Here is a 23,815-nt window from a genome sequence, read left to right as displayed (position 1 = left end):
ATAAAATCTATTGATTTTTGAATCCAAATTACCCCTATTAATGGATTATAGGAACGTTTTTTGATATATAAGAAAATGATTTTTCTTTTTCAACATCAGAAAAAGAAGCATTAACGGAAAAAGAACAAAATTAAAATACGATATGACTTTTGATATTGATATGATCAAAAAAGTGTATGAGCGTTACCCGGAAAGAATTGCTGTGGCAAGACAAATTGTGGGAAAACCTCTTACCCTTTCAGAAAAAATTCTTTACACCCATCTTTGGGAAGGAAATGCTACACAGGCATATGAAAGAGGAAACTCTTATGTAGACTTCGCACCAGACAGAGTAGCCATGCAGGATGCCACTGCACAGATGGCTCTTTTACAATTCATGCAGGCAGGAAAAACTAAAGTAGCTGTTCCTTCTACTGCTCACGCAGATCACCTGATTCAGGCGAAAGTAGGTGCAGACAAAGATTTACAGGAAGGGATCAACAAAAACTCTGAGGTATTCAATTTCCTGAGTTCTGTATGTGATAAATACGGAATCGGATTCTGGAAACCGGGAGCAGGTATCATTCACCAGGTTGTACTGGAAAATTATGCCTTCCCTGGAGGAATGATGATTGGTACTGACTCTCACACGGTAAATGCAGGAGGACTAGGAATGGTAGCCATTGGTGTAGGAGGTGCCGATGCAGTAGATGTAATGGCAGGAATGGCTTGGGAGCTTAAAATGCCAAAGCTTATCGGGGTAAAATTAACCGGTAAAATGAGCGGATGGACTTCTGCAAAAGATGTGATCTTAAAAGTAGCAGGAATTCTTACCGTAAAAGGTGGTACAGGATGTATCGTAGAATATTTCGGTGAAGGTGCTGAATCTCTTTCAGCAACAGGTAAAGGTACCATCTGTAACATGGGTGCTGAAATTGGAGCTACAACGTCTACTTTCGGATATGATGATTCTATGAGAAGATATCTTTCCGCTACAGGAAGACAGGATGTGGTAGATGCCGCTGATAAAATTGCTGAACACTTAACAGGTGATGCTGAGGTATATGCTAACCCTGAACAATATTTCGACCAGGTAATAGAAATCAATCTTTCTGAACTGACTCCTCACTTAAACGGACCTTTCACTCCGGACTTAGCAACTCCAGTTGCTGAATTCAGAGCTAAAGCAGAAGCTAACGGATGGCCTTTAGAAGTTGAGTGGGCTCTTATCGGCTCTTGTACCAACTCTTCTTATGAAGATTTATCAAGAGCAGCCTCTATTGTAGAAGATGCAGTATCAAAAGGGGTAAAACCTAAAGCAATCCTGGGAATCAACCCTGGTTCTGAGCAGGTGAAATTTACAGCAGAAAGAGATGGTTTCTTAAACTCTTTCAGAAAATTTGAAAACACAAGAATCTTTACGAACGCTTGTGGACCTTGTATCGGACAATGGGACAGAGAAGGTGCTGAAAAAGGAGAGAAAAACTCTATTATTCACTCTTTCAACAGAAACTTCGCCAAAAGAGCGGATGGTAACCCAAATACCCATGCATTTGTAGCTTCTCCAGAAATGGTAGCTGCTGTAGCGATCTCAGGAAGATTAGACTTCAACCCGATTACAGATACTTTAACGAATGAAGCAGGTGAGCAGGTAAAACTTGACGAGCCTAAAGGTTACGAACTTCCTTCAAAAGGATTTGCAGTAGATGACAACGGATATCAGGCTCCATCTGAAGATGGTTCAAGCGTTGTGGTGGACGTAAGCCCTACTTCAGACAGACTTCAGTTATTAGAAGAATTCCCAGCTTGGGATGGTAAGAACATTGAAGGAGCTAAAGTATTAATCAAAGCTTTCGGAAAATGTACTACTGACCACATTTCTATGGCTGGGCCTTGGTTGAAATACAGAGGTCACCTTGATAATATTTCAAACAACATGTTGATTGGAGCGGTGAATGCTTACAACATGGAAACCAATAAAGTTAAAAACGAATTAACTGGTGAATACGGTGAAGTTCCGGCTGTACAAAGAGCTTACAAAGCAGCAGGCGTTCCAACCATCGTTGTGGGAGACCAAAACTATGGTGAAGGTTCTTCAAGAGAGCATGCTGCCATGGAGCCTAGACACCTTGGTGTAAAAGCTGTATTGGTAAAATCATTTGCGAGAATCCATGAAACTAACCTTAAGAAACAAGGGATGCTTGGAATCACTTTCGCTAATGAATCTGACTATGATAAAATCAAGGAAGATGACACGGTTAACTTCTTAGATCTTGACCAGTTTGCTCCAGGAAAACAGCTGACTTTAGAATTCGTTCATGCTGACGGAACTAAAGACATCGTTATGGCTAACCACACTTACAACGATCAGCAAATTGATTGGTTTAAAGCTGGTTCTGCCCTGAATCTGATCAAACAACAGGAAAAATAAGATTAATTGTTAGATTAATTATATAAAGGCGGCTTCAATAGAAGTCGTCTTTTTGTTTTAGTAAAAAGAAATATATGTTGACATGGAAATTCAATAGAGGTGGACTATAATTCTGAGCGGAGCCGAAAAAAGCCCAGCCAACTTAAAATTAAACATCCATCCATTGGCTTTAGCCAAAACTTACAATACACTTATTTTAATTTATCCAAAAGACCTGCTCTATAGCTTTCCCCAATAGGAATTTCATACTCGGGAAGAATTACTTTTTTAGCCCCGATACTTTTGATTTTATTCAAATTGACAATAAAAGATTTATGAATCCGTACAAACCTTTCAGAAAGCTGGCTTTCCATTGATTTAAGAGTATCCAGAACGATAAACTCATCGTTTTCTGTCCGGATATTGACGTAGTCTTTGATACTTTCTACATAGAGAATTTCATGAAAGCCGATACGATGCCTCTGCCCGGAAGATTTCACAAAGAAATGGGTATTTTCCTCCTGAGGAAAAGAAAAACGCTCTTGAACCTTTAATACGCTCTTTTGAAATCTTTCGAATGAAATTGGCTTTAAAAGGTAATCCACAACATTATGTTCATATCCTTCCAGAGCATATTCTGAATAGGCTGTTGTCAAAATATACTTTTGATCAGATCCTACAATTTTCATAAAATTGATTCCCGTAAGCTCCGGCATCTGAATATCCAGAAAGATCAGGTCTGAATCATTTTTCTGAAGATATTCTAAAGCAAGAATCGGGTTTTCTGTAGAAAAAACCAGTTCAAGAAAAGGTGTTTTTTCTACATAATGTTCAAGAAGAGAGATGGCCAGTGGCTCGTCATCCACAATGATGCATTTTATCTTATTCATCCCGTAAATCAATTTTTAAATCTACAATAAATTCTGTTTCTGAATCTTTGATCTCAAGCTGATGTTTAGGATATAGTATTTCCAGCCTTTTTTTCACATTCTGGATTCCTATTCCTGAAACGGTATCTTTCATTTTCTGTGTTTTAAAATTTAAAAGATAAAAATGCAGAATCTTATCATAATCTGAGATTTTCATTTCAAAACCTTTATCCCGGAAATCACCATGTTTGAATGCATTCTCAACAAAAGGAACCAACAGCATTGGAGAAATTTTAAGCTGAGGATGCTGAATATCTTTTTCTATCAGCAATAGTTCAGGGTTTCTGATTCTAAGCTTCTCCAGTGCAATCAGACTGTTAATATATCCAATTTCCTTATCCAGAGAAATGGAATCTTTTTCAAGGTCTTTTGTACTATACCTCAACAATTGTCCAAGTTCTTCAATAGCGGGAAGTGCTTTTTCTGATTTTTGATAGACAAGGGAATAGATATTATTTAATGAATTAAAAATAAAATGAGGATTGATCTGCGTCTTCAGTGCCTGTAGTTCCGCTTGTTTCTTTTCAATCAGAAGTTGCTTTTTATCATTTTCAGCGACTCCATATTTCTCCAATATCCATAGAATTCCGGCAATGAAAACTGTCAGTGAAGCGTTGTAAATATTATCTGTCAAATAATATAAAAGTCCGGTATCTTTATTATAATTCCTGAATCCAAGGGTAAGGGGAAGAATGATCTCTTCTATTCCGTACCGAATCACTCCAAAGCTCAAAATAGAAATCATAAAAACTAACACCACAGAATAAAGCTTTTTCAGATCTAATATTTTGGGAATAATAACCAGGTATAAAAGATAAAAAGTAGAAATTTCAGAAATAAAATAGGTAAAGTTCAGCACATACGTTTCAAATCCCCTGCGTTCAGGAAAAAAGAAATATGGTGTAATGTTGTTTCCTATAAAATTGAAACTCCAATAAAAAATCTGAAGCCAGATAATTTGCTTTTTATTCATATTCAAATATAAATCTCTACAGGCACAATTCATCAATCTTTTTCGACAAAAACCTGTTTTTTTCCGATGAAACTATTTTGACATGCATAATCATCATCTTCGTCTAAACGCTATTTCCTTTGAAAAGCTCTTCCTATACTTTTGTCAGAGAAATTCAAAACAAACATCCTTTAATCTCTCATATATATCTTATGAAAAAACAGCTTTTAATAATAACCACTCTTGTTTCTTCTTTTGTAACAGCACAAACAAAAGATACTGCAAACGTCAAAAATATCGAAGTGGTAACGGTGAATGGCAAAAAAGTTCTGGTAGAGCGTAAAGTAGACCGTCTTGTTTACAATGTTCAGAATTCTATGCTTTCACAGGGAAGCTCTGGGACTGAAGTTTTGGCAGGAACTCCTATGCTGAAGGTGGATGAAAATAAAGGACTTCTTTCTATTGCTGGAAAAAATGGGGTGTCTGTGATGGTGAATGACCGCATGCTGAATCTTTCCGGATCTGAACTGACGAATTATCTAAGAAACCTCCGTTCTGAAAATATATTAAAAATTGAAGTCATTACCACTCCGCCTTCCAAATATGAAGCTCAGGGAAACAGTGGAATTATCAATATTGTCCTTAAAAAAAATCAGAACCTCGGATGGAGCGGCTATCTGAATACCAATTATACTCAGAGAACATACGCAAGTTTCAGCAGTGTAGCAGGGGTAAATTATCAAAACGAAAAAATAAAATCTTCCATCAAGATAATGGGATATGATGGAGATAAAAGATCTGTAGAAAAAAATAATATCATCGGGCAAAACTCTTCTCTCAACAAAGACGACAGAAAGGATATGAATGACGGATTGGGTCTGAATGCCAATTTTGATTATTCACTTTCTAAAAATGCTAATATTGGGTTGGTATATGATATTACAAAAGGGCATACCAATATGGATATCAATTCAACACAGGATTACTTCACAGACAACACTCCTACTTTACAAACAGAGACGGATTCAAAGCATCGTTCTCCTTTTACAACCCAAATGCTTAATCTCTATTTTGATCAAAAATTAGGAGAGCATAAGCTAAGTTTCGGGGCCAATTATTATGGAAATCTTCCCGATACAGAGGTGAATTTCACAACAAGAAATATCGCCAGTAATGCAACTCAGGTGGTTAGAAATCTTTCATCTGTAGATTATACAATATATTCCGGACAGGGTGATTTGACTTTAAATTTCAAAAAAATTCAGTTGGAAACCGGAGCGAAATACAGCCAGTTTTCTAATAATTCGGACATTGCATATTTTAATTTTAACAATGGAAATTATATCATAGATCCAGCAAAGAGTAATCTTTTTGATTATAATGAAAAGAATTATGCAGCCTATATAAGTGCCAGTAAAGACCTTGGTGAAAAATGGTCTGTAAAAGCCGGACTCCGTTATGAATATTCACAAACCAGCGGTTTTTCTCCTACTACACAGTCAAAATCTGAGAATAATTACGGAAAATTTTTCCCAACAGCCTATTTGTCTTATAAAGCGAATGAGAATAATCAATTGAGTGTTAATTATTCCCGAAGAATCAATCGCCCTTATTTCCGGGCTTTAGACCCGTTCCGATGGTATTCTAATCCCAATTCTTATTATACCGGAAACCCAAGCCTGCAGCCATCTTTTAATCATAATATTGAATTCAATTATATTTTTAAAAACAAATTTTCTGCGAATCTTTACTACCAGAGAACAAAGAATAACTTTGATCAACTCTCATTCCTGAACGGAATTGACCTTACCAGTACTTATGAAAATTATTACAATCAAAATATTTACGGGCTCAATTTCAATTATACGGATGCGTTTTTCAAAATCTGGGAAAGTAATATCTCAACCTCATTCAGTTATAATGAAACTCAGATTACAAAGTTCAATCTGGTTGCTAAAAACGGACAGTCATTTTATTTTTCTGTGAACAATACTTTCCAACTGAATAAAGCTAAGACATTCATGCTATTTGTCAATTACTGGAATAATCTTCCTTCCAGAGACGGATATTTTTCTATGAAAAACACAGCAAGTCTGGATGCTGGAATCAAAATGAGTTTTGCGGAAAAAGCCCTTCAGGTCAATATTTCTGTAAGCGATATTTTCAAACAGTCCGGATTGAGAGCTGATATGTATTTTACTGATAATACGCAATCTTTCAACAACTATTGGGATGCCAGAAGAATGAACCTCAGCATCACCTATAGTTTTGGAAATCAGAAAGTAAAGCCGAATAACAGATCAGTCAATTTTGAAGAAAAAAACCGTGCTCAATAACTGTAAAAAACTAAGATCAGGGAATTTTTCCTGAGATAACCATCATCATATATAAAAAAAACAGAGAGTTCATCTCTGTTTTTTGTTCAAATAATTTATAAATCATGACCCTATTTAGAACCTGAATTCAATTCTCGCAAATAAGAATCTCCCTCCTATACCGTACTGGGAAACCTGTCTGGAATATACAAACTGGTTATCCGCTGTTAATGAACTTATATTTGGACTTTTAGAAGGCAGAATATTCAGGATGTTATTGCTCCCGATTGTTGCTGAAATATTTTTATTAAAATCATATCCCACAGATAAATCTGTCACGAAGCGGTTATTAAGAACAAAATGCTCTGTACTCCCTGTTACCCCGTCAAAATTAGCATCTAAAACGTCTGCATCCGTCACTTTACCAAAGAAAGAATTACACAGTACGAAAGTAAGTCCGGAAACCCTTAATGTATTGGACAAAGTAGCTTTTACGCGGGGTACAGCTTCTTCGAAATACACTCTATTCGGTTCTGAGAAATAATTATCAATCTGGCTTACCAATTTAGGAGACGCATGAATATCTCCGATTCTTTTGGTCTGATTAAAGTTAATTCCCAGATTATTCTCTAAAGAAATCCCCGATGAGATTTTTGAATTCTGAGAAATGGTAATATCCAACCCTTTTGTCTGAGAGTCCACCGCATTGGCAAAGAAGTTGGCAGCACTGGCTCTCGCCAAATCAAAGGCACTTTGCAATACCTGATCATCAGCATTGTTGATTTTATCCGGACGGAAAAACAGGTCCGTAAGCACTACTCTATCCTTAATCTTTATTAAATAAGCATCTGCTGTGAAAGTAAGGTTTAATGTTGGAATCTTCCATGTAATTCCTGTGCTGTAGGATTGTGAGGTTTCCTGTTTTAATTTTGGAATACCCAATGCCTGTGCTGCTTCAGAATTATTTCTAAAAGTACCCACCTGCGTAGTTTTTCCCTGCTGAATCAGTGTAGAAGTAGAACTATAATAGATTTGAGCTAAAGAAGGTGCTCTAAATCCTGTAGAAACAGCTCCTCTCCAGTTTAGATTGGGAGCCAGTTTTACATTGGTTGCTACCTTATAATTGAATGTAGATCCGAAGTCTGAATAATTCTCATATCGCAAAGCGCCTTCCAACAGCCATCCATCAGTAACTTCCAGTTCTGCATCAGCATAAGCCGCAATACTGTTTCTGTTTCCGGAAACGGCATTTTCCGGACTAAACCCTGGAAAAACCTGTGCTCCGGCCGGTCTTATACTTCCGAAGAAATCGGTTACTTTTTCATTTTCAGGGGTTTTGGCGGTTACCACACGTCCATAAATATCATAAGAAGCATAGGAGTTTTCTTTTCCTGCATTTACTTTATAATTTTCGTGTCGGTATTCAGCTCCGAAAGCAATGTTCAATCCTTTCAGGACATCATATTTTTTGGAGAAGTCAAGATTGACGGTATTTTGTGAAAACTCGGACCCTCCGGCATCAAAAGTTCTTGGAGAATTATCTGTAAGTGAGGCATTAAATGTATTGACAACTCCAAAACCAAAGGTATTCTTCCCAAATGTATTACTGAAATCTACATTCCAGCCATTCCATTTTCCTTTAATTCCAGCAGCAAGAGAATAATCATTTACGGCTGCTTCAATCTGAGGGAGATATCCATTGGGAGTAACTGCATTGATGTTTCTCTCCGTATTGGGAAGTCTGTAAAATCCTCCGGCATTTCCAAGGCGGTAGCTATAGCCTCCAAATGAGTACACTTTCCAATCCTCATTCACAGGAATTTCAGAATTGAAGAAGAGCTGCCCCGATTGTAGCTTAGACTGTCCGGCTCTCAGGCTAAAATCTTTTCTTTCCAATCCTCTGTAATTAAGTTCCTGAGATGTAAAATCTTTACCCAATATTTTTTGAAGATCAGAAATACTGTTTGCTCCTGAGATCTGAGATTGAAAATCAGTTCCAAAATAACCCACCTTAGTCGCATATTGTTTAACCGTATTGATAATCTGCTGAGTATTGGAAGTGTTGGTAATATTTTTATACAAACCATCAATATTAACTCCATCCTGCAATGCTCTATAGTTAATGGCATTATAAGCATTGAAAATATCTCCTTCCCTTACTCCCGCTCTGGAATAAGGATCACGGTATTGCGCAGAACCTGTCACGTTAATAAATCCGGATTTTCCAATTTTCGCTCCATAATTAAGATCTACAGAAATAGTCTGTCCGTCAACTCCTCCTGAGAAATTATTAGCAACAGGCGAAGCATATCCACCGAGAAATACCTGTCCGGAAAGTCCTAATCTTTTTTTCAATCCGAGGTTAACTACTCCTGCAATGGCATCAGAACCATATTGAGCAGAAGCTCCGTCTCTTAAAACCTCAATTTTTTCTAAAGCAAAGGCCGGAATCGCATTAAGGTCAGTCCCTACAGAGCCTCTTCCCGGTGTAAGCGTTACATTGATTAATGAAGACTGATATCGTCTTTTTCCATTGAGTAAAACCAGAACCTGATCAGGACCCAACCCTCTTAGAAGAGCAGGATCTACAAAGTCAGTTCCATCGTTCACCGTGTGTGAAGTGGATGAAAATGAAGGGACAATATAATTTAAAGCCTGGCTGATATTGTTTGTTGGACTTTGTTTTAAAATTTTTGATATATTAATGATATCTACCGGAACTGGGGTATCCGTCAATGACCTTCCAGAGCCTCTTGATCCAAGGATCACCACATCTTCTATTTTTTTAGATTGTACAGTATCTGTCTGGGCAAAATAAAATGTAGAGATAAGCGCGAAAGAAGGAATAAATATTTTTGTTTTGAAATTATGCATGTTGTTGGTTGTTTATTTTTTGTTGTTAAAAATTGTTTTTTGAGCAATACAAATCCTGTAACCTTACATATAAGGTTACCATTGATGATCGGAATGTTTGTATTATTTTTTAGAAATAGAAAGTGCTAGCAGCAACAACACATGCGCATATAGAAATGGCATGAAAACATATCAGAATAATGAAGATTCACTTCATGATCCGAGGAATAAAAAATAACTGATATAAGGTGATTTCCCTTGTCTTTAAACATTTGGTTTTAACTTTAAAACAAAAATTCAAGATGGGTAATGATAGAATGATAAACATTTTTTCCGGAAGATCCGGCTTATCGATTGCAGCACCTTGCTTGTTTTTGCAGGTTGCTATCCCATCTAGAGATTCTTGATAATTACCTGGCAAAGATATAATTATTTCGGAAATAAAAAAAATTTCAGCTTAATTTTTCGATTTTCACAATTTTAGCGTAACAAATTATCTTTTTCAGCGTCTAACCGGATATCAGTAAAAACATTATGAAAAAAACGATTTTTGCATTATCCTTATTAAGCTCCGTCTTTGTTTTCTCTCAGGAGAAAAATAATAAACCTCAGGAAAAACAAATTGAAGGAGTAGTTATCACAAAAACTAAAAAAGCCGTTGAACAAAAAGCAGACCGTACTATTTTTGACTTTTCTGAACAACCTCAGCTGAATAACGGGAATGTTCTGGAAGGAATTAAAAAGCTGCCAGGACTTGTATCTACGGACATTGCAGGGATGATGTATCAGGGAAAAATGCTTGAAGTATACCTTAACGGAAGACCTCTAAATATCACTTCCAATGAATTGAACTCCTTCCTTGAAGGAATGCCTGCTAATTCTGTAGAAAGAATTGAGGTAATCACCCAGCCCGGTGCTGAATTTCCGGCTACTTCCGGAGGAGCAATCATGAATATTATTACCAATAAAAACGCCAATAAATATTTAACAGCAACTTATTCCGGGAATTATTCTTTCACGAATTATGATAAATACAGAAACAGAACGACTAATTCTGTTAATTTAAATGCAAGAAATAAGTATTTCGGATGGCAGCTGAATGTGGGGCAGAATTACCGTGAAAGTATGCTGAATGGCCAGCAGGATGAGCTTTTAACAAGTCATACTGACAGATACGGACGTGGATATTTTGCAAAATCAGGATTAACTTTTGATTTGGGACAGGACAGATTATTATTAAACTACGATATTTATCACAACAATAATGACAACTATACTTTAAGTAACGGTCATGGAGATTTACCTTTTCAAAATAATCCAAAGGATTTGAGAGAAGCTTTTTATACGTCTTCAGATGTTGCTCATACCAATAGTTTGAGACAGGAAGCTGTAGTGACGTATCAAAAACGTTTTGCTGACAAATCTCAAAAACTGGACTTCCAGTTGGGGTATACAAGATCGGACAGTAAATTTGCACAGGATAATTTCTTCCAGGACGGTAATTTTGCAGCAGCACCCTATCTCCCTATCAATAGCCCTACAAGCGGTTTAAAAGATATTCTGAACAATAAATCGGTGATGAATATTGCCAATTTCAAAGTAGATTATGCTCAGCCTATCAAACTTCTTGATGGTGGGAAAGTAAGCTTTGGAGGATTGTATGAAAAACAGGATTATGATACACAAAGTTTTGGGTTAACCAATCTTGAATATCAGAGACAGACAGCTTCTACTTATTTGGAGTTTCAGGCAAAATTGAAAAAGTTTGACTTCACTTTGGGATCCCGTGCTGAAAACTATGATATTTCCGGGGTAACAAGATATTTTGATAAGGACGCGAAACTGGTAGAGGCTAATTTGATTCCTTTCAACAAGTTTAAGCTTTTCCCGAACGCGAGTGTACAATATAATATGATGAACCAGGTTTATATTGCCGCTAATTATAACAGAAAAATCAGCTTACCAAGTATTTCTGCCCTGAACCCGAATAACGTGACGTTCTCCGGGCCAAGTACAGAAGTAAATGGTAACCCGAATCTACAGCCTACTATTTTTGATAACTATGAATTGAAAATTTCCGCTTTTGATTATGCATTTATTGGATATAGCGTAAGTTCAGCAAGCAATCAGGTGGCACAAATCATCAGAAAAGACGGGAGAAAACTTTACAACGAGCAGGTGAATATTTCGAATATGAAAATTCACAACTTCAACGTGGGTTTACCGGTTCCTTTTATGATTTTCAGCAAGCCTTTGAGCGAAATCATGAAGTTTGATTTCAATCCTGATAAAATTAACTTCATGTACTTATATGCTGGTTATCAGAAACATGAAATCGATAATCTGAATAATAAAGGGTTCTGGATTTTCAATATCATGACTCAGATTCTTTTACCTAAAGATATCAAAATGACAGCCAATTACAGCTATCTGACTCCAAAGGCAGGATATTTCTACTTCACGGCAGAAAAACCGTTCAACAACTCTCTGGATATTACGCTGACGAAGAAGTTTATGAACAACCGTCTGACACTTTCTGTTTTTGCGAATGATATTTTCAACGGACAGATGATGCAGGTACGTTCTAATCCACCATCAGGAACTCCGGTATTGATCAGCAGCAAATATGATACAAGAAATTTCGGATTTTCCATCAACTATAAAATTCCAACAAGAAATAAACTGGCAAAAGAGGATCCGAATATCCTGAACCAGACTAAAAAAGAGGATAACGGTGGTGTTATGCAGCAGGCACAATAATTCTTCTTTGTAATAAAATAAAAATAGGCGTAAAATGATTTACGCCTATTTTTATTTAGATAAGTTTTGGCTAAAGTCGAAGGATGATTTTATAAAAGTAAAACGGGCTAAAGCCCGTTCCTATTGATATTAAAATGGTGTTATTTGTAAAAATATTAGTGATATTAGTGTTTATATTTACATCAAAAATCTATCACTTGAAATCTCCAACTCAGCGTATCTACCAAAGTCAGCTGATTAACACTCACAGGAAGATTAGTAATAATTTTTAACGTCTGAAGAGCCATCATGCTTCCTATCATCCCAGGAAGAGCTCCCAGCACACCAAGGCTGTCACAATCTGGTATATCCTCATCGAAAGGCGGTTCAGGGAAAATATCTCTCAGATTTTTACTTCCGTTATGATTAAACACAGAAACCTGTCCTGAAAATCCTAAGATACTTCCGTAAACCAAAGTTTTCCTTAGCTTCATGCAGGTATCATTCACCAGATATCTTGTTGAAAAGTTGTCTGAACCATCAACAATAACATCATAATGAGAAAGGATTTCTTCAACATTTTCTTCATTGATTTTCTCTTCAATTCCTATCAAGTTAACCTGATGATTCAGTTCTTTTACAAATGTTTCTGCGCTCTTCACTTTGGATAATCCTACTCTGTTTTCAGTATGAATAATCTGCCGGTTCAGATTATGAAGTTCAACCTCATCAAAATCTGCAACTCCTAAAGTCCCTAGTCCTGCAGCAGCCAGATATTGGATAACCGGACTTCCCAAACCTCCTGCTCCTATCACAAGAACTTTGGAAGACCTTATTTTCTTTTGTCCTTCTAATCCTAATTCTTCTATAAATATCTGACGGCTATACCGTGAAAAATGATCTTCTTTTTTCATGCTTTATGATAATTGAACCATTAGGTTTTTTAAGTTTTTAAGGAAAGTTAGGATGAGCTTCGCTTGAAAAAGATACTGTCTTAAAAATCTTTGATTTTTCTTAATTAAGCTTCATCTCTTCAAATTTCTTAATGGTTTAAAAATTTTAAAATCCGCTATAAACAGAGTCCCAGTCTTTCATCACAGGATCATAACCTGCTTTTTTGATCATGAGCCTGATTTCATCCATACTTCGCTCGTCACTGGTTTCAAACTGTTCCAGAGATTCTTTATCCACAGCATAACCTCCGGGGTTTGTCTTTGATCCTGCACTCATGGCAGTTGCTCCCAGAGATACAATATTATTTCTGAATACTTCATTTTCTCTGGTAGAAATGGAAATTTCAAGATCTTCATTCCAGATTCTATAGGCACAGATCAATTGAAGAAGGTCTTTATCTTCCATAATAAAATTGGGTTCAATGATTCCTTCAGCAGGTCTGAGCCTTGGAAAAGAAACGGAAAACTTACTTTTCCAGTAGTGTTTCTGAAGATAATCGATGTGTAATGCGTTGAAAAAACTGTCTACTCTCCAATTTTCAAGTCCAAGGAGAACTCCAAGCCCGATTTTATGAATTTCTGCTCTTCCTATCCTGTCCGGAGTTTCCAGGCGAAAATGAAAGTTTGATTTTTTACCTTTCGGATGGTATTCTCTGTAAACATCCTGATGATAGGTTTCCTGATACACCAAAACGGAATGCACTCCTTCTTCATGAAGCAGTTTGTATTCTTCTTCCATCAATGGCTGCACTTCAATGGAAATATTGGAAAAATGAGGTTTTAGCTTACGCACCGCATTCTGAAAATAAGGCACACCTACTATTTTATTTGCTTCTCCGCTTACCAGCAATACATGATTCACTCCCATAGACTTCAGTACTGAGGCTTCAATCATCAGTTCCATATCAGAGAGTGTTTTCCTTTTCAGGTTATTATCAAGACTGAACCCGCAGTAGGTACAGATATTCTGACACTCGTTGCTGAGATACAACGGTGCATACAACTGGATGGTTTTTCCAAATCGTTTTTGGGTGAGCATCTGTGTCATTCTTGCCATCAGCTCCAGTTCCTGAGAAGCAGCTGGTGACAGGAGATTCAGGAAATCGTCAAGGGTTTTATTCTTCTTCTGAAGACTGTACCTTACATCAGACAGACTAACTTTTTCAAGCTTATTCTTTACCTCATCCCATTGGTAGTTTTCAAAAACATCTTTAAAGCTTTTCATGAGTATGATTTATTCAAATAAAAACGAAGTAAGCGGGCTTGAAGCTTCAGCATGGTTGCCAATAGCACCTAATCCTGATTCAAAAGCTCTTCTTCCGGCAATCACGCCTTCTTTAAAAGCTAAGGCCATATTCAGTGGATTTCCGGCTACGGCAATGGCAGTATTCACCAAAACGGCATCTGCTCCCATCTCCATTGCTTTTGCAGCATCTGATGGTGCCCCGATTCCTGCATCTACCACTACGGGAACATTACTCTGGCTGATGATTATTTCCAAAAAATCCTGTGTTCTTAACCCTTTATTGGTTCCAATGGGTGCTCCCAAAGGCATTACCACAGCTGTTCCGGCATCTTCAAGACGTTTGCACAAAACAGGATCTGCATGAATGTAAGGCATGACAATAAATCCTAATTTCGCCAATTCTTCCGTCGCATATAAGGTTTCGATAGGATCCGGCAGTAAATATTTCGGATCCGGATGAATTTCCAGTTTCACCCAGTTGGTTTCCAGCGCTTCTCTTGCTAACTGAGCTGCCAATACAGCTTCTTTAGCCGTTCTTGCTCCGGAAGTATTGGGCAGAAGGTGAACGTTGGTTTCTTTTAATGAATCAAGCAGATCGTCTTCACTGGATTGGGCGTCAATTCTTTTGAGCGCCATCGTTACCATATTGGTTTCGGAAGCGATGACAGATTGTACCATATCTCTCATACTTCCGAATTTTCCTGTTCCTAAAAACAGTCTTGATTCAAAAATTCTTCCTGCTATTTCTAATTTCTGATGGTTCATATCATTACTTTTTTTAGTTCATTAATAATAGTCGGCTGTTTTGTAATGAGCCCAGATACAGCAACACCATAAATCCCGATTCCCTTTAACGGCAAAATATCTTCAAGGGTAACGCTTCCGATGGCAAATATTTTGGGAACGTCTATTGATTTTTCTCTTAATCCATCAACAATAGCCTGGTAGCCTTCAAATCCCAGAACAGGGCTTAGTTTTTCTTTGGTTGTAGTAAATCTCAATGGTCCTAAACCGATATAATCACAAGATTCTTTGATTCTCTGAATGACATCTGAAAGGGTATTAGCCGTTCCTCCAATTATTTTATTTTCGTCTAAGATCAGTTTTGCTTCTTCAATGGCACTGTCGTTCAATCCTAAATGAACACCATCTGCATCTATTTCTTTGGCTATTTGCACATGGTCATTGATGATACAAACCGCCTGATATTCTGAACAAAGTTGTTTTGAAATTTCACAAAGATTGATTAATTCGTTTTCAGGAGCATTTTTCCAGCGAACCTGTACCCATTTGATTCCGTTATCAAGGGCTTTACGGATACAAAGTTCCTGTTCCTGTATTGTGCTTCCTTGTGATATATATTGTAATTTTTCCATGTTTTCTATGAATGTGTTCCCAGCAAAGAGGAATTGCTTTTTAAAAATTTTTCGATGTATAATTTCCCATTTCTACAGGCAGTTTCGATGTTTCCACCTTTCGCAAGTTCTGCGGTTATGGCTGATGATAAAACACAGCCGGAGCCATGTTTAGGAAAATAGGTTGCACCACCTTCAGTTGGAGTTAAAAGAATTTCTTTTCCATTTCCAACTAAAATATCCGTTCCTAAATGATCTTCTCTATGTCCTCCTTTGATCAGTAATGAGCATTGGTGAGTATCCCGTAGAAGATTATTTTCCTTTAAAACACTATATTCATTGTAATTAGGTGTAATTAAACTCAACTTATTAATCGTATTTTTCAATTGAGGAAGTGTTTCAAGATCAAAAAATGTAAATTCGGAAGTGCTTTTCAGAACCGGATCCCAAATGATTTTCACTTCAGGATTTCCTTTTTGAACTGTTTCTACAATCTTACCCAGAAATTCAGCATCCTTCACTATTCCAATTTTCACGGCTGAAATTGGGTAATTTTCCATCAACACTTGAATAGCTTCTGTTACTTCATCTATAGGACGCCATTCTAAACTCAGACATTTCAAAGCAGTTTGCAATGTTAATGCTGTACATATTCCCAATCCCACCACTTTTGATTGCTCAAAGGTTTTACTATCTGATAATAAGCCTGCTCCACCACTGGGATCGAAGCCTGCAACACTTATGACATAAGGACGTTCCTGCATTTTCTGAATACGTTTAAGGGTTCTTCACTTTCCCAGATAGCACCTAATAAAGCCGCTCCATCTGCTTCTGCTTCGAAAACTTGATGAATATTATCCTGATTAATTCCTCCAAGGGCAATCAATTTGACATCCGGATTGTTCCGGTGTTTTATTTCTTTCTTAATGGTTGAATCCAGTCCATATCCTTTTTTGGAGATACTTGGAAAGAATGGGCTTATGAAAGCATATTCCCATTCTTTATCCAAAGTATTGTATGTTGTGATATCGTGCACTGATGTTGAAATGGTATTTTCTTCCCCCCAATATTTATAAGTTTCTTCCTTTCTATCAATCTCTCTGAAATGAAACCTTGAAATAGTAAATTCCTTTCCAAGATCGTAATGCGTATGCAGTACCAGCTGTGAATAAAAGGTTTTATCAATCTGAGTGATGAATTCAATCATTTCATTTCGGCTGAGCCATGGTTTACGAATATGAAGCAGATCAAGACCTTCCTGAAACATCTGATTAATAAGATTTGTTTCGTTCTGGACAATCAATTCAGGAGTGATAACGAGGATCATATATAAATTTCTTTCCCTTTTTCGATGAATTCCTGTGATTTATCCAGCATCCCTTGTTCTGCAGATTCACGAATTTCCTGTGTAATTTTCATAGAACAGAATTTCGGACCGCACATGGAACAGAAATGGGCAATTTTTGCTCCTTCTGCCGGAAGCGTTTCATCATGATAAGCTCTTGCTGTTTCTGGATCTAACGAAAGATTGAACTGATCTTCCCATCTGAATTCAAATCTTGCCTTGCTTAATGCATTGTCTCTGTATTGCGCTCCAGGGTGGCCTTTTGCCAAATCTGCAGCGTGCGCAGCCAGCTTATAAGTAATTACCCCAACTTTTACATCATCTTTATTTGGAAGTCCTAAGTGTTCCTTTGGTGTTACATAGCAAAGCATTGCACAACCAAACCATCCGATCATTGCTGCACCGATTCCGGAAGTAATATGATCATAACCTGGAGCAATATCCGTTGTTAACGGCCCTAAGGTATAAAATGGAGCTTCATGGCATTCTTCCAGCTGCTTTTCCATATTTTCTTTGATCATATGCATTGGAACGTGTCCTGGGCCTTCAATCATTACCTGTACATTGTGTTTCCATGCAATTTTCGTCAGTTCACCTAAAGTTTCAAGTTCTGCAAACTGAGCGGCATCATTAGCATCTGCAATAGATCCCGGACGAAGACCGTCTCCCAGAGAGAAAGCTACATCATACTTCTTCATGATCTCGCAAATCTCCTCAAAATGAGTGTACAGGAAACTTTCTTTGTGATGAAATAAACACCATTTTGCCATAATAGATCCTCCTCTGGATACAATTCCAGTGACTCTTTTTGCTGTTAAATGAATGTATCTCAATAAAACGCCTGCGTGGATTGTGAAATAGGAAACTCCCTGTTCTGCCTGTTCAATAAGGGTATCTCTGAAGATTTCCCATGTAAGGTCTTCAGGAACTCCTTTTACTTTTTCCAATGCCTGATAGATCGGAACAGTACCAATCGGAACCGGACTGTTTCTGATGATCCATTCTCTTGTTTCGTGAATATTTTTCCCTGTGGAAAGATCCATAATGGTATCGCCTCCCCATCTGCAGGCCCATACTGCTTTTTCTACTTCTTCTTCAATACTGGATGAAACGGCACTGTTTCCGATATTGGCATTGATTTTCACCAGGAAATTTCTTCCGATGATCATCGGCTCACTTTCCGGGTGATTGATATTATTGGGAATAATGGCTCTTCCGGCAGCAATTTCGTCTCTTACAAATTCCGGTGTGATCTTACTTTTTGGAGTATTGGCGCCAAAACTATGTCCGGGATGTTGAAAAGCCATTTCTTTGGATACGGAGTCAAGCTGTTCTATTCTTTGATTTTCTCGGATCGCCACATATTCCATTTCCGGAGTGATAATTCCCTGCTTGGCATAGTAAAGCTGGGTCAATTCTTTTCCTTCCTGTGCAACTTTAGGCTTATGATCATAAGAAAACCTCAGTTCGTCGAGACGTGGATCTGCTAAACGTGTTTTTCCGTATTCAGAGGTAATCCCATCCAGAATATTCACATCATTTCTGTCCAGAATCCATTGTTCTCTGATTCTTGGAAGTCCTTTCTGGATATCAATGACTGCATTTTCATCGGTATAAGGACCTGAAGTGTCGTAAATGGTTACCGGAGCATTATGTTCAAAGCCACCGTTGGTCAGTTTGGTTGGGCTAAGCTGTATTTCACGCATTGCTACATTGATAGGGTGTATTGTTCCTTCAACATAGATTTTCTTTGAGTTCGGAAATGGCGAACATGTAATGGAGTGAGCCATAAGTATAGGTATTAAGTATGAGAATTAACCGCCTTGAGTGGCGGTAATGATTAAAATTGAATCGTTATTGTTGAGGATGGTTTCCGCCCAGACCGACAGCGGAATAATGCGATTGTTGAGGGCTACAGCAATACCCTTTTTCTTTCCGGGTAGTTCAATAGCCAATAATGCTTCCAGCGTTTCAGGAAGTACATCAAATGTTTTTCGGGTGTGGTTGATTATAAGTTCCATTCCTAATATTTTAAATATACTTTAGGAATGGCCATTATTGTACAATAGAATGTACAGCAAAAGTCACCTACTTTTCCCTACGCTGGTATGATCCAGATCAGGTTCAAAGGGTAAAGTCTCAGTCTGTTGATAACAGACACCCCTAAAGTATGGGACGAAGTTAGACATTTTTTTAGAATGGGCAAAATTGAATTTTAAATTATACAAACAGACCATCTCAATATTGAGATGGTCTGTTTTATTGCTTATTAATAATTCTTGAAATTTTTTAGGTATAAAAACGGAGCGGTTCACCATTGGGAGTTAGGGTAGCATTTTTTGAATTAAACATTTTACCTTTGCATAAGAAAAATGAATTATCTCAAAAACGAAGTGAAAGACAGCAAGTTCTTAACTACGAAAATAAATTCTGAAAATCTTAAAAAGTAAAGGACGGTCAATTATTTTTAACCTTTGCTTAACCCGAACTCAAGTTAACTAATTACAAGTGAAATATATTCCATAACAATAAGACTTTACCTCTCAATTTCGATCTGAATTTACTTGTAACAAGCAGCGCGAGATTATATCGTGAGACCTAGAAAAGTACTTAAAGTGCCTGTTGTTGTATTAGTTTTTACAAAGTTAAAAAACTAACAAATTTTAACATTATTTTCTATTTGGAAATCTAACGAAAAAGTAAAAACGGATTAATCATGAAATCTATTAAACTTTACCTTTCATACACATAAATAAGCATTAATCCTTTTTTCTCACTTACAGTTGCTCCATTACCATCCGTTGAGATTGCATTAAAATATAAATCTCTTGTAGACGCATTGCTTCCATTAGAATTATATCTACTTCCATAGAGATCAAATGTATGTGTTCCCACCGGATATTGATTGATATAGAAAGAATAGGGTACAATTTGGGTAGTATCGGCAAAACCAGTATTGGTTATAATATTAACTGGTGTAGCCCCATATACACTGCTCTCAATGTTGAGACGAAAACCATAAGCTATTGCACTTAATGTATTATTTACAATTGTTGTTGGAGATTGGATATTGCATACTATAAAATTATCTGGATTCTTAATTTCGACTGAAGGTATAGTCCCCAACAAGACAGTACGGTCTGTATTAGTGGTTGTTTGTAAATTCAACTGAATATTATATGTCCTTACTAATTTAAAATTATTATCTGCAACCGGAATATCCAAATCTTTCCATGTACCTATTCCATCTGCATCGGACATCAAAACCTTATTGTTCCCCTGATTTCCATCCTCAAGGCGGAATCCTTTTCCTGTTTCTTTTGCCACAACATCCAGGGTTGCTTTTGGAGTCTCTGTATTAATTCCTACCTGAGAATATATTGAGGAAAAGCCTCCAAATACCATTATTAATAATAATCTTTTTTTCATTATATTTATATTTAACAATTAGACAATTTTTATTTTTTCTATTTTTGACTTTGGAAATAGTATACTTTGAGCATCCTCACATGAATTGAATTTCGCTATAGCTTTTTCCAACATCTAATAAACTTCGAATCTTTTTATGTAAGTCTACATTTTCCGGTCTTCATTTATTTTTATTGTTTGAACATTTTGCATTAGAAAATGTGCATAATCTGATTCATAATCGATTTCTATAAAGTAAATATTATACCGATTTGAAAATCAACAGTATAAGAGCTTGAAAGTTTATCCAGAAACTTCATTTAGGACCTTTTTTCTATATTTCATAAGGAACCCCATTGATATAAAAGCAAAGTTCTATTATGACTCTTGAAAATATGATTCATCTTCCATGAATAAAATCTACAGTTTTACAACCTATTTTGAAAAGCCGTCCGTTTTTCAACTTTTATCTTTTAACCCTGATAATATCGAGACTTGTCTCGGGAAATTCTTTAGATAAAATAATTTACTGTCTATCAAATAAAAATTTGATAAATTCTTTCTTAAATTAGTTACAAGTTAACTTATGGAAGGGAACAAGTCTATAACATAAAAACAAGCAATTAATTTTCAATACTTTCTTTTATTCATTAGGTTACAATATGCATCAATATGGGCATGAAGATATTGTTGGTTGGCAATTACCTATACTCTTATCAAATAAAGTACTACCTGCACAAGTGTAATCATTTAATAAAATTACTCCGTTATTCACATGACAATAGTGATAATCTTTACAATTAGTACCTGCTTTTAAAAATCGTCCCACTTTAGTACATGTAAATGCAGTAGGAGTACCCGAAACAGTTGATTCTGATGTCTGAGAGTTATTACAACCTGTAGCAATGACCGATATAGTAACAGGCGAAGTACCACTTGGTATATAGCTGAAAGTAGACAGTGTTTGACCCGACTGTACTGTTCCATTTACTTTCCAAATATATCCTGTAGCATTTGAAACAGCACTAGCTGTAAAAGTTGTAGTATCACCGACCTGTAAACTTGGATTTGCAGGAGAAATTTGAGGGGTTCCAGTAACCGGATTACAAGCTGCTGCAGGAATACCCGAAACAGTTGATTCTAATGTCTGAGAACTATTGCAACCTTTAGCAATGACTGATATCGTAACAGACGAAGTATCACTTGGTGTATAGTTGAAAGTAGACAGTGTTTGACCCGACTGTATTGTTCCATTTACTTTCCAAATATATCCTGTAGCATTTGAAACAGCACTAGCTGTAAAAGTTGTAGTATCTCCGACCTGTAAACTTGGATTTGCAGGAGAAATTTGAGGGGTTCCAGTAACCGGATTACAAGCTGCTGCAGGAATACCCGAAACAGTTGATTCTGATGTCTGAGAACTATTGCAACCTTTAGCAATGACTGATATCGTAACAGACGAAGTATCACTTGGTGTATAGTTGAAAGTAGACTGTGTTTGACCCGACTGTATTGTTCCATTTACTTTCCAAATATATCCTGTAGCATTTGAAACAGCACTAGCTGTAAAAGTTGTAGTATCACCGACCTGTAAACTTGGATTTGAAGGAGAAATTTGAGGGGTTCCAGTAACCGGATTACATACAGAAGATCCACATAATTCTCGCCATTCATCTGATACCCAAAAATTAATACAATTTGTAGTGATATTATATATTATTAAGCCATCTTTTTTACTTAATTCTGTAGATGAAATATCATCAAGATTAGAAATTTCTTCAGATGTGAGCTGAGGAAGTCGTAAACCCTTTTTAGAGTCAATTTCTAAAGAAGAATAAGGACTTGGGGAAATTGTTCCAATACTTACAACTCCCTTTTTACTAATCACAAAATCATCTGACTGTTGCTCTGAAGAAGGCACTCCGCTGGCAGGATTATTTTTTGCCCCATCTACATGAAAAATCCCTATCGGGTTTGAAGTATTTATTCCTATTTGAGAATGTAGGGTAGTTACTATAATTAAAAAAAAAATAATTAATTGTTTTTTCATTTTAACATGTATATTTTAAGTTTCCACAAATTGATATGCCTGCAAACGTACAGCAAATTGTCAAAAAAAATGGAATGAATTCCTTCAAATTAAAATCAACTATAAATGCAAAAAAAAACACTACTTTAACTTATTGATTTAAAATAACCTAACAATATCTTAGAAACACAAGTATTTAAAACTATTCATGCATGATTGCGGAGAACAATTTCAATTTTAATGTACAATAATTACTTATTGGACTTTAAAAGATGTTTTTTACAAGAAAATTCTTTTCCATTTCGTAACAGTATTTCTACTAAGATTAAAATGCTTTGCTAATTGACTATTATTTAGTTTATTTTTTTTTGATAATCCAGTATCTTCAAGATATCAACCTTGCGATATGAACGACGTTTTTGGTTAAAATCGTAATTAGAGCATTTAGGTGTTCCAAATATTATGTCATTAAGTTTAATGATATCAAAAAAATTCAGAGAACTTTTTGTAAGTAATTTTTCACAGTCATTCATCTTATGAGGAAATTTTTTTTTAAGTATATCGGAATATATATATCTATAATTTGGTTTCATCTTTAATATCTTTTTGTAGCCATTTATTTAGTGTTGTTTTGGGAATACCATATCTTTCTATAACTTGTTGACGGGTCATTTCTTCTTTATAAATTTGTTCTAAAATAAAATCAACAATTTCCTTCGTGTAAATATTTTTGCGGAATTGAGGAAGATTTTTCTTTTTATTTTTAATTTTTAGGGCTGGAGGCGCATATAAAATAAGATGTTGTGAGTACAGTCTAAAAAAATCATATTCTAACAATTTGCACCATTTCAATAAAATATCAGTATCAAGATTTTTTTTTTGGTACATCTCTTTTATTTCTTCTTCTGTACATTTCAAAAAATTACTAATTCGAAAAATATCTATGTTATCCTCCACAACTCCTTTCTCTATTAATTGTCCAATATGGATGTCTTTAAACTTCATCTTTTTGTTAATTTTTCTTATTGATATATAAAATTTAATAGGATTTATTACATAGAAATTGAGATTTAAAATCTAGTATATCTCTTTTAAAGCTCAAGAATTATCAATGGTTTAGCTTAACGATATTTAGTCAACCTTCAGTATTATGCTAAAGGCGAAAATTTCGATAAGATCGGGCGGTAAAAAAACACTAATTAAGCAACACAAAAACTTATACATAGAAGTCATCTTGACTTTTTCAAAAATTATATTTTTTATTTGAAATAAAAAAAGGGATTAGGAAATTAGAGTCGCTAA

The 23,815-nt window shown here is 36.1% G+C and carries 17 protein-coding genes and 2 riboswitches; of the genes, 3 read left to right on the top strand and 14 right to left on the bottom strand.

Annotated elements, in window-relative coordinates:
• Nucleotides 1-142: 142 nt before the first annotated feature.
• Nucleotides 143-2,410, top strand: coding sequence for an aconitate hydratase (locus tag CQ046_RS11340; RefSeq protein ID WP_105702350.1), 2,268 nt, complete (start codon nt 143-145; stop codon nt 2,408-2,410).
• Between the two features lie 191 nt (nt 2,411-2,601).
• On the opposite strand, the gene CQ046_RS11335 is transcribed toward CQ046_RS11340, so the two are convergent.
• Nucleotides 2,602-3,279, bottom strand: a complete 678-nt coding sequence (locus CQ046_RS11335; RefSeq protein ID WP_105702349.1) for a LytR/AlgR family response regulator transcription factor — start codon at nt 3,277-3,279, stop codon at nt 2,602-2,604.
• The gene (locus CQ046_RS11330; protein WP_105702348.1) at nt 3,272-4,291 is read right to left on the bottom strand and encodes a sensor histidine kinase; all 1,020 of its coding nucleotides are present in this window, start codon (nt 4,289-4,291) and stop codon (nt 3,272-3,274) included. The genes CQ046_RS11335 and CQ046_RS11330 overlap by 8 nt, the downstream gene beginning before the upstream one ends.
• A gap of 191 nt (nt 4,292-4,482) precedes the next feature.
• Here CQ046_RS11330 and CQ046_RS11325 point away from each other — a divergent pair, with 191 nt between their 5' ends.
• Nucleotides 4,483-6,606, top strand: coding sequence for an outer membrane beta-barrel family protein (locus tag CQ046_RS11325; protein WP_105702435.1), 2,124 nt, complete (start codon nt 4,483-4,485; stop codon nt 6,604-6,606).
• 114 nt (nt 6,607-6,720) lie between these two features.
• Here the strand turns inward: CQ046_RS11325 and CQ046_RS11320 are convergent, their stop codons facing one another.
• The gene (locus CQ046_RS11320) at nt 6,721-9,459 is read right to left on the bottom strand and encodes a TonB-dependent receptor plug domain-containing protein (protein ID WP_105702347.1); all 2,739 of its coding nucleotides are present in this window, start codon (nt 9,457-9,459) and stop codon (nt 6,721-6,723) included.
• A 296-nt stretch (nt 9,460-9,755) separates the two neighbouring features.
• A riboswitch (SAM-I-IV-variant riboswitch) is annotated at nt 9,756-9,853 on the bottom strand.
• Nucleotides 9,854-9,972: 119 nt separating this feature from the next.
• Between CQ046_RS11320 and CQ046_RS11310 the strand changes: the two genes are divergently transcribed.
• On the top strand, nt 9,973-12,198 hold the full coding sequence (locus tag CQ046_RS11310; RefSeq protein ID WP_105702345.1) for an outer membrane beta-barrel protein: 2,226 nt from the start codon (nt 9,973-9,975) through the stop codon (nt 12,196-12,198).
• A 182-nt stretch (nt 12,199-12,380) separates the two neighbouring features.
• On the opposite strand, the gene CQ046_RS11305 is transcribed toward CQ046_RS11310, so the two are convergent.
• The 11 genes from CQ046_RS11305 to CQ046_RS11250 form a co-directional block, all read right to left on the bottom strand.
• Entirely contained in the window at nt 12,381-13,091 is a 711-nt protein-coding gene (locus CQ046_RS11305; protein WP_105702344.1) for a HesA/MoeB/ThiF family protein, read from the bottom strand.
• A gap of 145 nt (nt 13,092-13,236) precedes the next feature.
• Complete coding sequence (thiH, locus tag CQ046_RS11300) at nt 13,237-14,355, bottom strand: 2-iminoacetate synthase ThiH (RefSeq protein WP_105702343.1); 1,119 nt, start codon at nt 14,353-14,355, stop codon at nt 13,237-13,239.
• Between the two features lie 9 nt (nt 14,356-14,364).
• A complete protein-coding gene (locus CQ046_RS11295) occupies nt 14,365-15,141 on the bottom strand; it encodes a thiazole synthase (protein WP_105702342.1) in 777 nt (258 codons plus the stop codon).
• Nucleotides 15,138-15,752, bottom strand: a complete 615-nt coding sequence (locus CQ046_RS11290) for a thiamine phosphate synthase (protein ID WP_105702341.1) — start codon at nt 15,750-15,752, stop codon at nt 15,138-15,140. Before CQ046_RS11290 ends, CQ046_RS11295 begins: the two co-directional genes overlap by 4 nt.
• Nucleotides 15,753-15,757: 5 nt before the next feature.
• A complete protein-coding gene (locus tag CQ046_RS11285) occupies nt 15,758-16,495 on the bottom strand; it encodes a hydroxymethylpyrimidine/phosphomethylpyrimidine kinase (RefSeq protein WP_105702340.1) in 738 nt (245 codons plus the stop codon).
• Nucleotides 16,471-17,058, bottom strand: a complete 588-nt coding sequence (locus tag CQ046_RS11280) for a thiamine phosphate synthase (RefSeq protein WP_105702339.1) — start codon at nt 17,056-17,058, stop codon at nt 16,471-16,473. The genes CQ046_RS11285 and CQ046_RS11280 overlap by 25 nt, the downstream gene beginning before the upstream one ends.
• The gene (gene thiC, locus CQ046_RS11275) at nt 17,055-18,866 is read right to left on the bottom strand and encodes a phosphomethylpyrimidine synthase ThiC (protein ID WP_105702338.1); all 1,812 of its coding nucleotides are present in this window, start codon (nt 18,864-18,866) and stop codon (nt 17,055-17,057) included. The genes CQ046_RS11280 and thiC overlap by 4 nt, the downstream gene beginning before the upstream one ends.
• Nucleotides 18,867-18,890: 24 nt before the next feature.
• Nucleotides 18,891-19,097, bottom strand: a complete 207-nt coding sequence (thiS, locus tag CQ046_RS11270; RefSeq protein WP_105702337.1) for a sulfur carrier protein ThiS — start codon at nt 19,095-19,097, stop codon at nt 18,891-18,893.
• Nucleotides 19,098-19,154: 57 nt separating this feature from the next.
• A riboswitch (TPP riboswitch) is annotated at nt 19,155-19,251 on the bottom strand.
• Nucleotides 19,252-19,809: 558 nt separating this feature from the next.
• Nucleotides 19,810-20,481, bottom strand: coding sequence for a hypothetical protein (locus CQ046_RS11265; protein WP_123906609.1), 672 nt, complete (start codon nt 20,479-20,481; stop codon nt 19,810-19,812).
• 670 nt (nt 20,482-21,151) lie between these two features.
• Nucleotides 21,152-22,534, bottom strand: coding sequence for a hypothetical protein (locus tag CQ046_RS11260; RefSeq protein WP_105702335.1), 1,383 nt, complete (start codon nt 22,532-22,534; stop codon nt 21,152-21,154).
• Nucleotides 22,535-23,089: 555 nt separating this feature from the next.
• Nucleotides 23,090-23,518, bottom strand: a complete 429-nt coding sequence (locus CQ046_RS11250) for a transposase (RefSeq protein WP_105702334.1) — start codon at nt 23,516-23,518, stop codon at nt 23,090-23,092.
• Nucleotides 23,519-23,815 lie beyond the last annotated feature (297 nt).

The sequence above is a fragment of the Chryseobacterium sp. MYb7 genome (genome assembly GCF_002979455.1).
Classification (GTDB): Bacteria; Bacteroidota; Bacteroidia; order Flavobacteriales; family Weeksellaceae; genus Chryseobacterium.
Note: the sequence above shows the minus strand (reverse complement) of the source record. Positions and strands in the feature narration are given on the sequence as shown.

Coding starts and splice junctions, on each gene's coding strand:
- CQ046_RS11285 (WP_105702340.1), bottom strand. CDS start 16,495: ATGCAGGAACGTCCTTATGTCATAAGTGTTGCAGGCTTCGATCCCAGT.
- CQ046_RS11290 (WP_105702341.1), bottom strand. CDS start 15,752: ATGGAAAAATTACAATATATATCACAAGGAAGCACAATACAGGAACAG.
- CQ046_RS11325 (WP_105702435.1), top strand. CDS start 4,483: ATGAAAAAACAGCTTTTAATAATAACCACTCTTGTTTCTTCTTTTGTA.
- CQ046_RS11335 (WP_105702349.1), bottom strand. CDS start 3,279: ATGAATAAGATAAAATGCATCATTGTGGATGACGAGCCACTGGCCATC.
- CQ046_RS11295 (WP_105702342.1), bottom strand. CDS start 15,141: ATGAACCATCAGAAATTAGAAATAGCAGGAAGAATTTTTGAATCAAGA.
- CQ046_RS11340 (WP_105702350.1), top strand. CDS start 143: ATGACTTTTGATATTGATATGATCAAAAAAGTGTATGAGCGTTACCCG.
- CQ046_RS11280 (WP_105702339.1), bottom strand. CDS start 17,058: ATGATCCTCGTTATCACTCCTGAATTGATTGTCCAGAACGAAACAAAT.
- CQ046_RS11310 (WP_105702345.1), top strand. CDS start 9,973: ATGAAAAAAACGATTTTTGCATTATCCTTATTAAGCTCCGTCTTTGTT.
- thiS (WP_105702337.1), bottom strand. CDS start 19,097: ATGGAACTTATAATCAACCACACCCGAAAAACATTTGATGTACTTCCT.
- CQ046_RS11265 (WP_123906609.1), bottom strand. CDS start 20,481: ATGGTATTTGGAGGCTTTTCCTCAATATATTCTCAGGTAGGAATTAAT.
- CQ046_RS11260 (WP_105702335.1), bottom strand. CDS start 22,534: ATGAAAAAACAATTAATTATTTTTTTTTTAATTATAGTAACTACCCTA.
- CQ046_RS11305 (WP_105702344.1), bottom strand. CDS start 13,091: ATGAAAAAAGAAGATCATTTTTCACGGTATAGCCGTCAGATATTTATA.
- CQ046_RS11320 (WP_105702347.1), bottom strand. CDS start 9,459: ATGCATAATTTCAAAACAAAAATATTTATTCCTTCTTTCGCGCTTATC.
- thiC (WP_105702338.1), bottom strand. CDS start 18,866: ATGGCTCACTCCATTACATGTTCGCCATTTCCGAACTCAAAGAAAATC.
- thiH (WP_105702343.1), bottom strand. CDS start 14,355: ATGAAAAGCTTTAAAGATGTTTTTGAAAACTACCAATGGGATGAGGTA.
- CQ046_RS11250 (WP_105702334.1), bottom strand. CDS start 23,518: ATGAAGTTTAAAGACATCCATATTGGACAATTAATAGAGAAAGGAGTT.
- CQ046_RS11330 (WP_105702348.1), bottom strand. CDS start 4,291: ATGAATAAAAAGCAAATTATCTGGCTTCAGATTTTTTATTGGAGTTTC.